The sequence below is a fragment of the Collinsella sp. AM31-2AC genome (assembly GCF_003469285.1).
Taxonomy (GTDB): Bacteria; Actinomycetota; Coriobacteriia; order Coriobacteriales; family Coriobacteriaceae; genus Collinsella; species Collinsella aerofaciens_AT.
In genome coordinates, this window is sequence record NZ_QSJB01000028.1 from 1 (window position 1) to 11177 (window position 11177).

The 11177-nt window shown below is 61.1% G+C and carries 8 protein-coding genes; 3 read left to right on the forward strand and 5 right to left on the reverse strand.

Annotated elements, in window-relative coordinates; genetic code table 11:
* Positions 1-118: 118 nt before the first annotated feature.
* From nhaA to DW796_RS09880, 3 genes are all read right to left on the reverse strand, one after another.
* The gene (gene nhaA, locus DW796_RS09870; RefSeq protein ID WP_118095129.1) at positions 119-1477 is read right to left on the reverse strand and encodes a Na+/H+ antiporter NhaA; all 1359 of its coding nucleotides are present in this window, start codon (positions 1475-1477) and stop codon (positions 119-121) included.
* Positions 1478-1744: 267 nt separating this feature from the next.
* Complete coding sequence (locus tag DW796_RS09875) at positions 1745-2668, reverse strand: manganese-dependent inorganic pyrophosphatase (RefSeq protein ID WP_006235927.1); 924 nt, start codon at positions 2666-2668, stop codon at positions 1745-1747.
* Positions 2669-2827: 159 nt separating this feature from the next.
* Positions 2828-3781, reverse strand: coding sequence for an ROK family protein (locus DW796_RS09880; protein WP_233539252.1), 954 nt, complete (start codon positions 3779-3781; stop codon positions 2828-2830).
* A gap of 340 nt (positions 3782-4121) precedes the next feature.
* Between DW796_RS09880 and DW796_RS09885 the strand changes: the two genes are divergently transcribed.
* A complete protein-coding gene (locus DW796_RS09885; RefSeq protein WP_118095131.1) occupies positions 4122-4841 on the forward strand; it encodes a GntR family transcriptional regulator in 720 nt (239 codons plus the stop codon).
* 75 nt (positions 4842-4916) lie between these two features.
* A complete protein-coding gene (gene manA / locus DW796_RS09890; RefSeq protein WP_369832174.1) occupies positions 4917-5849 on the forward strand; it encodes a mannose-6-phosphate isomerase, class I in 933 nt (310 codons plus the stop codon).
* Between the two features lie 349 nt (positions 5850-6198).
* Here manA and DW796_RS09895 read toward each other — a convergent pair whose 3' ends face one another.
* Positions 6199-9099 carry an ATP-dependent helicase gene (locus DW796_RS09895; RefSeq protein WP_118095178.1) on the reverse strand — a complete coding sequence of 967 codons (2901 nt, stop codon included), beginning with the start codon at positions 9097-9099 and terminating at the stop codon, positions 6199-6201.
* Between the two features lie 227 nt (positions 9100-9326).
* The gene (locus DW796_RS09900; protein ID WP_089572431.1) at positions 9327-10307 is read right to left on the reverse strand and encodes an undecaprenyl-diphosphate phosphatase; all 981 of its coding nucleotides are present in this window, start codon (positions 10305-10307) and stop codon (positions 9327-9329) included.
* A gap of 250 nt (positions 10308-10557) precedes the next feature.
* Between DW796_RS09900 and DW796_RS09905 the strand changes: the two genes are divergently transcribed.
* Positions 10558-10995 carry a universal stress protein gene (locus DW796_RS09905; RefSeq protein ID WP_117583590.1) on the forward strand — a complete coding sequence of 146 codons (438 nt, stop codon included), beginning with the start codon at positions 10558-10560 and terminating at the stop codon, positions 10993-10995.
* Positions 10996-11177 lie beyond the last annotated feature (182 nt).

Below are 11177 nucleotides of genomic sequence, written 5' to 3' on the forward strand. Positions count from 1 at the left end.
CTTGCAGCGACGGACCTCGGGACGCTCTTACACCACGTCTGCGCGCGCCACCGCAAGCACCGCCCGAATCCGCATTTTGAACGCGCCCGAATCGGTTCTGGAGCCGGTTTTCGCGCTCTTACTCGTCCTTGGTCGCGGGGTGCTTGCAGATCACACTCATGTAGATCATGCCAAGCACGGCTGCGGTGACCGAACCGGCGAGAATAGCGGCCTTGGCTGCAAGAACCTCAAACTGGGCCGTCGGGAAGGCAAGGCCGCTGATGAGAATCGACATGGTAAAGCCGATACCGCCCAGAATGCCCACGCCGGCAATCATGTGCCAGTTGACATTGTGCGGCAGCTCGCAGGCCTTAAGCTTAACCAGGGCAAACGTCATACCAAAGATGCCGATCGGCTTGCCCAGCAGCATGCCAAAGTACACGCCGAGCGTCACCGGATCGGTGAGCAGCGTGCTCATGTCCACGCCCACTAAGCGAACCTGAGCGTTTACGAACGCAAAGATCGGCAGGATCACAAAGTTGACCGGCGTGGAGATCAGACGCTCCATGCGGATAAGCGGCGGGGTCACGCGGTGCATGACGCGCTCGACCTTGGTTGTCGAGACGGTAAAGTCATGCTGGCCCAGGATGTGTGCCTCATCATCGTAGCGGTCATCGAGCAGCGGCAGGCACTCGCCCAGCCAATCGGTGAGGCTATCGAGCTTGACGCCACACTTGGCCGGGATGGTAAAGGCCAAGATGACGCCAGCAAGCGTAGCGTGCACGCCGCTCTTGAACATGCAGAACCACAGCAGCAGCCCCAGTACCGAATACGGGGCAAGGCGGTAATGCTGCGTCTTGTTGAGCCACACGAGCGCGCAGGTCACAAGCGCGGCGGCGCCCAACCAAAACGGATTGGGGCTCTGACCGTAGAAAATGGCGATGGCGGCGATGGAGATCAGGTCGTCGGCGATGGCGAGCGTCGAGAAGAACACGCGCACGCCGTTGGGCACGCGGTTGCCCAAAAGCGACAGCACGCCCAGCGCAAAGGCAATATCGGTTGCCATGGGAATGGCCCAGCCGTTGTGCGCGCCGGCATGGTTAAAGATCAGATAGATGCAGGCGGGAACGACGACGCCGCCCACGGCCGCCAGCATGGGAAGCATGGCCTGACGCGGATTCTTGAGCTCGCCGACCGTCATCTCGTACTTAAGCTCGATGCCCACCAACAAAAAGAAAATCGCCATGAGGAAGTCGTTGACGAATAGCTCAACGGTAAGACCGGCCGTAAGGTTGCCCAGACCCACATACAGCGGAGTCTCCAAAAACTGATGGATGGCCTCGTAGGCATCGGTGTTGGCGCAGATAACGGCGGCGATAGCGGCGAAGACCATGACGGCGGCGGAAATCGTGCCGTTCTCGGCGATGCGCTCCCAAATGTCGTGACGTTCAAAGCGCTTGCGCTCACGAACGTTGAACAGCTGCTCAGTTGCTGCCATGGGCGGCTCCTTTCTCGGGAAAGCTCCCGTCTTAAAAAAGCACGGCCCGCCCAAGTGGCGGCGCCGCGCTCTAACGTATTACGCTTGCATCTAGCCTACCCTGCACGACAAGCACGCAGGCGTGGCCGAAAAGCGGAACCACAGGTTGAACATTATTTGCTCAACGGCACGGGCACGCCTGTCCAAGAGACAACGCGGTTCCGTGCACAAAAAACGACCGGAGCGCGGGGCGTCCGCGATCCGGTCGTGGCGTTTGGTCAACTAAACCTAGCAGGCGGCCATGATGGGGGCAGCGACCTGCTTCTTACGGGAGAGGACACCCGGCATCCAGACGCCGTCGTGCTCGTCGGCAATGCCCAGGCCCTTCTGAGCGGCCTCGGTCTCGCCCTCGAGCAGGACCTGCGAGCCCTCCTCCATGATGTCGGTGATGCACAGGACAATGCCATCGGCACCCTTCTCGGCGGCGTAGGCACGCATGGCCTCGCGAATCTCGTCGATCATGCCGAGCGCACGACTCTTGTCGACGGTCTCGTACTGGCCGATGAGCAGCTTCTTGCCGGCGGGCTCGAACATCTTGATGTCGTTGCCGACCATCTCGGCTGCGGTGAAGGAGCCGGACGGACGGGTGAGGAAGACCTCCATGCCAAACTTGACCGGGTCGACACCCACCTGCTCGCCGAGCTTGGCGGCGACAGCGCGGTCGACATCGGTGGTGGTGGGACTCTTGAGCATGAGCGTATCGGTCATCATGGCCGAGAGCAGCAGCTTGGCCTGGACGTCGGAAAGCTCAACGCCGAGCACGCCGGCGAGCTTGGTGACGATGGTGCAGCTGGAACCCCAGGGCAGGCAGATGTAGTGCAGCGGGCCGGCGGTCTCGAAATCGCCGATGCGGTGATGATCGACGACGCCAAAGACCGTGGCGTCCTTAAGGCCGGCGACAGACTGGGCGGACTCGTTGTGGTCGGTGAGGACGACGAGCTGGCCGGCCTCGACGGACTCGATCACGCGGGGCTCGGCAATGCCGGCGTCGGCAAGCAGCTTGGCGGACTCGGCCGGAAGCTGACCAAGGGCGCAGGCCTCGTAGGTGTTGCCGGCATACTCAACCTGGTTGAGCAGCTGGGACAGGACGACGGCGCTCATGATGGCGTCGTTATCGGGGTTCTGGTGACCAAAGACAAGAACGTTTGCCATGGATATCCTCCACTTGATATGTGTACTTGGACGTAGCTATGGTAGCACGCTGACGCCGAACCTTATGAGACGGAAGGGTCGCGGCACAATTTGGGGCAAGCGCTGAGGCGAGGTCAGGGACGAAGCCTGTCCCCCTTTCACCACCTGCCCCCGCACCAGCTATTTACCGGCGGCGCGCAGGGCTACGTAAGCGGCACCGATGATGCCGGCGTCGTTGCCGAGCGAAGCGACCTTAATGGGCGTCTCGCGCGAGGCGGAGAGCGCGTACTGCTTAAAGTGCTCGCGGACCTTGTCGAGGTAGACATCGGCCGAAGCGGAAGCACCGCCGCCGATCAGGAACATCTCGGGATCGACCACGTTGGCAATAAGCGCCAGGGCGCGGCCGAGATAGTCGGCCATGGTATCGGCAGCTGCCAGCGCGAGCTTGTCACCCTCGCGGCAGGCCTGGAACACGTCCTTGGAATCAGAAGGCCCGGTGAGCTCGATGGGCTCGACGCCCGCCTTCTTGCACTCGGCAAGGTAGTTACTCACCACGCCGGTGGCGCTGGAATACTGCTCCAGATGGCCATGGCCGCCACAGCCGCAGGTGCGCTCCTCTTCGGGGTTCAGGCACATGTGGCCAATCTCGCCGCCGGCACCCACAACGCCCGATACCACGTCGCCGTTAACGATAACGCCACCGCCCACGCCGGTACCGATGGTGACCATCACCACGTTCTGTACGCCCTTGGCAGAGCCGAGCCAGGCCTCGCCCATGGCAGCGGCGTTGGCATCGTTTTCGTACTTAACGACCGCGTCGGGGCAGTGCTCCTGAATGGCGACTCTTAGCTCGGGCAGGTTAATGGCAATGTTGGCCTTGACCTTGGCATCGCCCGATGCCGGGATGGGGCACGGAACGGCCAGGCCAATACCCGCCACAAAGGCGCGCGGAATCTGGGCCTTGGCGACCACCTGGTCGATAGCCTCGGTCACCGCGGCAAAGCCCGCGGCGTCAACGATAGGAGGCGTGGGCACGCTGGCCTTGGCAAGCAGGTTGCCGTCCTCGTCGAACAGGCCTTCCTTAACCGAAGTGCCGCCAACGTCGATGCCGATATAGTACTGCTTAGGTTCCATGGGAGCCCACCTTTCTCGTTTAAACATTGCCTGTATGGTACCGCTCCCCAGGCAAAAACCTGTCAAAAAGGGACAGGTTTGTTTTGGCAGGTTTTATCTGGGAAAACGCAAGGCATGAAATCCGGTTCGCTGGGCGGCAAAACGGCCCAACCCCGTCCTCGAGCCAATCAATTTGCTCAATACCACATTATTAGAGTGCATATTAATTTGAAGCGCTCTAGTTGTTAAAGAGAAGCGTTTTTCAATTATCTCTTTCTCGAACTTTTCAAAAACGCAATAGGGATGCTTAGGCGTGGACTATACTTTCGTTTGTACTCAATCAAGCCGGAAAGGAGGTTCCATGATTCCCAAATACGAGGCAATAGCTGCAGATATCCGTCGAAGTATCGAGGACGGCGCTCTAAAGCCGGGCGACAAGCTGCCCACCGTCGTTGAGTTCTGCGAGCTCTATAGCGTTTCCAAAATCACCGTCAAACGAGCTATTGAGCAGATTACCGATGAAGGTCTTGTTACCAGCCGGCGCGGATCGGGCACCTACGTTAAGGACACGGCGGGGCTTCCCGGCCAGGCGTTTTTCCAGGGCAAGAACGATCGCTCCCAGGGCTTTTCGTATGAGCACCGCGGGGAGAAGGTGACCTCGGTGGTCTACGATTTCTCGATTGTCAATCCACCAGCGGACGTCGCAACTCAGCTGGGAATTGCCGAGGACGACTTTGCCTATCACATCGTGCGCGTGCGCCAGGTCGACGAGAAGCCCATCGTCATCGAGTACACCTACATGCCTCTCGAGCTGATACCGGGCCTTAAAAAGAAGGACCTATACGGATCGGTCTATAGCTTTATCCGCGAGCAATGCGGGCTGAAGATTTCGAGCTTCCACCGCACCATCCGCGCCGTGGCGGCAACCGAGGAAGAGGCCGAGCGTCTGGGCACCAAACCCGGCGCTCCCCTGCTCGAACTCAACCAGATTGGCTTTTTGGATAGCGGCAACGCCTTTGAGTACTCGATTTCGCGCAACGTCGGCGACCGCTTTGAGCTGCACAACGTAACGTTGGCATAGGTTTTTGTAGTCATGCGGGCGCTCGTTACGGCTCGTTTAGAGTGGGCGGCCGCGCAACACCATGGGGGTATGAACATGTCCGATTTGATTAAACTGACGCCGATCTTTCACGAGAAGATCTGGGGCGGCCGCCAGCTCGAAACCGTATTTGGTTATGACATTCCCGAGGGTCCCATCGGTGAGTGCTGGGCCATCTCGGCACACCCCAACGGCGACTGCCAGATCGCTGAGGGCCCGTACGCCGGTCACACGCTGTCATGGCTGTGGGCCGAGCACCGCGAGCTCTTTGGCAACTGCGAGGGCAAGGGGTTCCCGCTGCTCATTAAGATTCTGGACGCCAAGGACGACCTTTCGATCCAGATCCATCCCAACGACGAGTACGCCGCCGAGCACGAGAACGGCAGCCTGGGCAAAACCGAGTGCTGGTATGTGCTGGACTGCGAGCCCGGCGCCACAATCATCGTCGGCCAGCGCGCCAAGGACCGCGCCGAGGCTGCACAGATGATCGAAGACGGCCGCTGGGACGACATGCTCAACGTGCTGCCGATTCACAAGGGTGACTTTTTCCAGATTGATTCCGGTACCGTGCACGCCATCAAGACCGGCACGCTCATTTTAGAGACGCAGCAATCGAGCGACGTGACGTATCGCCTGTACGACTACGACCGCCCCGGCACCGACGGCAAGCTGCGCCCGCTGCACATTGAGCAGAGCCTCGATTGCATCGACTTTAACGCGCAGGCTCCGACCGACGGCACCGTGACCGCGCCCGAAGTCGACGGCGTGACCGAACTCGAGTCCAACCCCTGCTACACCGTCGATCGCGTGCGCGTCAACGGCAGCAAGACCCTCGACCAGCACTGGCCCTTCATGTGTCTGTCGGTCATCGACGGCGAAGGCACCGTCTGCGGCGACCCCGTCCACAAGGGCAGCCACCTGCTGGCTCCGAGCACCGTCAGCGACATTGACCTCGAAGGCAAGATGGAACTGATCGTCTCGCATCTGTAAGCTATCGATCCCCGAGCGCTCGCCGGGATGGGGCGCGGGGTTTGATCGCCTGTTCGGACAGTCCTGCTCGCACGGAGAGCACATTAAGTGCTCTCCGGCTCGTGCGGAACTCACGATCGACCAAACCCCGCGCCCCATCCCGGCGAGTCTCTGGCTAGTAACGACAATCAAAAAGCAACAAGGGGCTCCCCCGTTCATCAACGGAGGAGCCCCTACTCGTATCTATATATCAGCCCACCCTGCTCTCCAGACCAAAAAGCGAACGAGCAAAGCGACGTTCGTCCAGCAACGTTACCCAAGGACCCGAGCAGGCGATGTTGCCCTATACGCCCGCCCAGGTCCGCCGGGATCACAACAGCTTGACGATCGGTGCAAAACCTTTCATGAGCTTTTTGGTCTGGCCGGTCTTTTCGAATTGAACCTCGATCATGTCTCCGGCGACCGAGATCACGGTACCGGTGCCAAAGGTCTTGTGGCTCACGGTATCGCCCGCGGCAAAGTCCTGCGACGCGCTGGCGCGATCGACCTTGCGCTCCACCGTCGGCGACACCTTGGACGACGGCTTTTTAGCTCGCGGCGCGCCCGAACCAAAGGTCGAGGCAACACGGCCGGCGTCGGGCGAAACCCCGCGATGGCGCTCGGTGCCATAGGTGCTGCCACCAAAGAAATCGTCGAAGCTCGATCCGCCGCGCGAACCGGAACCGCCGGTCGAGCGCGTATGCGAACCGAACACCTTGCCGCCATACATATCCGAGCCCATGCCCGAGCCAAAGGTGCCGTGACGGTCGCCGCGCTTCTCCCAGCCCGTGCCCTCAAAACCGGCAGAACCGATACCGCTAAACTCGATATCCTCAAACGGAATCTCGTTGAGGAAGCGAGAGCGCGGGTTGGCAGAGGTCGAGCCGTAGGTGCGACGCGTGGCCGCATAGGTCAGGAACAGGCGCTTACGGGCACGCGTGATGGCAACGTAGGCCAGGCGACGCTCCTCCTCGAGCTTGCCCGGGTCATCGCTGCCGCCAAAGTCGTGCACGTGCGGGAAGATACCCTCCTCCATGCCGGCCACGAACACCGCCGGGAACTCCAGGCCCTTGGCGGAGTGGATGGTCATCATGGTAATGGCATGCGTCTCGCCGGCCAGGGAATCCAAGTCGGAGCGCAGGGCCAGCCACTCCATGAGTGCCGGCAGTGCCTTACAGGTGAGCGGACCGTAGGTGCGCTCGATCTCGTCGGCATGCACGACGCCCGCCGGTAGCTCTGTTGGCACGGCATACGCGTTGCCCGCGATGGCGGCGGCCAGGGCATCCTGCGGCGAGAGCGCCGGGGCGGCTAGGCTATCGAGCGGATTGGAGCCCGCGGCGTCACGAGCGCCGACAAGTGCCTCAAACGAGGATGCCGGAGCGGACGGCCCCGGCTCGGACGCGGGCGCACTCACCACGGCGGACTCGGACTCGGCGACGGACGGCACGTCGGCAACACCGGCCGCGCGCAGCTCTTCTAGACTCTCGAGCGTACCCTCGATATCCTCGTGCGTCTCCTCAAATTCGGCGGCGACGCCCAGGAATTCCTGGATGTTCTCGGCGCGGCTCTCGGACTCCATGGTGCCCTCGGCGCGAAACGCCTGCAGCAGGCCCGTCTTATCGACAATCATCTCGACGACGTCCTTGAGCTCGCCGTCCATGCGGCGGCCCTCGCGCACCAGCGCCACAAAACTCGACAGGCCGTTGCGCACCTTGGCACTAAACATGCCCGTCTCGGCTGTTGCGATCTCGCAGGCCTGGAAGAACGAGCAGCGGTTGTCGCGCGCCAGCTGCTCGATCTTTTGGATCGAGGTGGAGCCGATGCCGCGGCGCGGCGTGTTGATGACGCGCTTGACGCTCATCTCGTCGGCCGGGTTCACGATCATCTTGAGATAGGCCATGACGTCGCGAATCTCGGCGCGGTCGAAGAATCGCGTGCCGCCGACGATCTTGTAGGGCACGCCCGCGCGCAGGAACATATCTTCGAGGATACGCGACTGGGCGTTGGTGCGGTAGAACACGGCGATATCGTCGTAGCTCGTACCCTTGGCATGCAGCTTTTCGATCTCGCCGGCAATCCAGCGACCTTCGTCGCGCTCGTCGCTTGCCTGGAAAGCCTGAATCTTCTCGCCATCGCCCTCGGCCGTAAACAGGCGCTTGTCCTTGCGCTGCGAGTTGTGGCGAACAACGGCATTGGCGGCGCTCAGGATGTGACCCGTGGAGCGATAGTTCTGCTCCAACTTGACGGTCTTGCAGTTTTTAAAGTCCTGCTCAAAGTCCAGGATGTTGGTGATGTCGGCGCCACGCCAGCTATAAATGGACTGGTCGTCGTCGCCCACGACCATGAGGTTTTGGTACTTGGCGGCCAGCAGGTTGGCGATTTCGTACTGGACGTGGTTGGTGTCCTGATATTCGTCGACGCTAATGTAGCGGAAGCGCTCTTGGTACTTGTCGAGCACCTCGGGGCGGGTGCGCAGTAGCTCGAGCGTGCGCACGAGCAGGTCGTCGAAGTCCATCGCGTTGGCGGCGCGCAGGCGGCGCTCCAGCTCCAGGTAGACTTGCGCGGCCTTTTTGTCGTTGGGGCTATCGGCGCTCTTGAGCATGTCCTCGGGCCCGATCATGGCGTTTTTAGCAGAGCTGATCTTGCTGCGGATCATGTTGATGGGGAACTGCTTTTGCTCGATGCCGAGCGCCTGCATAATGTCGCGCACCATGCGCTTTGAGTCGTCGTCATCGTAGATGGTGAATTGACCGGTATAGCCCAGCAGGTCGGCGTCCTCGCGCAGCATGCGCACGCACATGGCATGGAAGGTGCACACCCACATGCCACGGGTGCCGCTTGGGATGAGTGCCGCCAGACGCTCGCGCATCTCGGCCGCAGCCTTGTTGGTAAACGTGATGGCAAGAACCTGCCAAGGCTTAACACCCAGGTCGCCGAGCATATGTGCGATGCGGAAGGTCAAGACGCGGGTCTTGCCCGAGCCGGCGCCGGCGAGCACCAGCAACGGGCCCTCGGTGGACAGGACCGCCTCGCGCTGGGCGGGATTAAGGCTGTCGATGTCGACGAGCGGCTTGGCGGGCTTGGGCGCCGGCGCGGGAGCGTCGTAGATGTCGAGCGGAACGAGCTCGGGCTCCGGCGCAGCGGGGGCGGTGTATGCATCGAGTGGCACGGGTTCCGGCGCGGGCGGCACGGGCGCGGCAGTGTTCTTTTCCCAGGGCAGGGGCTGGGTCATGGGCGACTCCTCATCTGACGGACGGCGCGCCTGCGGGCAGCACCATAGTTTGAGCCGTACCAGTATACCGAGCCGCGCGGACACCGACGCAAATCACACCACGACTCCGTGCGCCACCATCGGACCCACCCCATCGCCCAAAAAAGAGGGCAGCATAGACCTTTTGGTCATGCAACCCTCTTTGAATGACAAGCTGTCGCTCTGGCCGCCGCGCAGCGTCGACTAAGTTAGAGGCCGAGCATGGGCTCCAGAACGAAGAAGTATGCGAGCACTACGATGCCCAGGATGATGCGGTAAACACCGAAGCACTTAAAGTCGTGACGGCGGACGAAGCCCATGAGCCACTTGATGGCGATGAGCGAAACCACAAAGGCAACAACGCAGCCCACGCCCAAGATGGCGATCTCGTTGGTGCCGAACGTGCCGCCCTTGATGAAGTACTTGACCAGCTTGAGCGCACTCGCGCCAAACATGACAGGGATGGCCAGGAAGAACGTGAACTTAGACGCCACCGAGCGCGTGCAGCCCAAAAGCAGGCCGCCGATGATGGTAGAACCGGAGCGAGACGTACCAGGCACCAGCGAAAGCACCTGGAAGCAGCCGATACCCAGCGCAGTCTTCCAGCTGAGGTCCTCGAGCGTGGCGATGGAACCAAAGTCCAGATTCTCGTCATCGTCCTCATCCTCAGCGGTAGCCGTGGGGGGCGCCGCAAAGTGCGCACCGGCGGGACGTCCACCCGACACCACAGCACGCGAACCAAACGAACCGGCAACGGCCATTTCCTCGCGCTTGCTCGCGCGCCAGTTCTCGATCACGATAAACAGCACGCCGTACACAATGAGCGCCAGCGCCACGACGGGAGCGTTGTAGAAATGCTCCTCCATCCAGTCGTTGAGCGGCAGGCCGATCGCCGCCGCAGGAATGCAACCGAGCACAATCTTGCCCCACAGCACCCAGGTGTCGCGACGGCCCTCCTTGCCCTTGCTGGGCGAGAACGGGTTGAGCTCGTGGAAAAACAGCACGCAGACGGCCAGAATGGCGCCGAGCTGAATCACGACCAGGAACATATTCCAGAACGTCTCGCTCACGTTCATCTTGACGAACTCGTCCACCAAGATCATGTGGCCCGTCGACGAAACGGGCAGCCATTCGGTGATGCCCTCGACCAGGCCCATGAAGGCAGATTTTAGAAGCTCGATAATATCCAAAGGGACCCCCTCGTTAGACACCCGCCGGTAGATGTTCTGCGGACGATGCGGGCGATGTCCCATTATCAACCGTTGGCGGTGCGACCGCGCCTACCCTTACCAAAAAAACTCGCCCGTTCACAGAATTGCGAGCAGTTAAACCGAAATCCTTGGGTATAACTGCAACAAGATAAAGTGTCCGGCGGTCAACGCACCCGCGCCCGCCCGACGCACGAGCCCCGCGCCCGTGCGATAGACCAAGGAGGAAACCATGAACGAGGGTTACACCAAGGTATTTGTTTCACTCGACGGTACTGAGCAGCAGGATTTTGTGCTCGCACGCGCCATCAAGGTCGCCGCGAACAACGGCGCCAAGCTGATTATCGGCCACGTTATCGATTCCACGGCGCTCGAGAGCGCCGGCTCCTATCCGGTCGATTTGGTCAACGGTCTGGAGGAGGCCTTTAAGAACTCCATCGAAAAGCAGCTCGAAGAGGCCAAGGCCAATCCCGATATTCCCGAGGTCGAGGTTATGATACGTGCCGGTCGTATTCGCGAGACGCTCAAAGACGAGATGCTCGACGTGGTCAAGCCCGACCTGGTGCTCTGCGGCGCTCGCGGCCTGTCCTCGATCAAGTATGCGCTTCTGGGTTCGATTTCGACGTTCCTGCTGCGCAATACCGACTGCGACATTTTGGTCGTGAAGTAGGTTCCTTCCCGCCGGCGCAAGGCCTGCGGGGTTATCACGCCGACGTCCTCGCCGCTTCGCGGCTGCGGGATGTCGGCTTAGATAACCCCTCCCGGTCTTGCGCCTTCGTCACCATACTTCAGCGAGTTGGCTGATAGAAAAATGGCGTGCCGCCCTGGTTGGGGCGGCACGTTTTGTTTGGA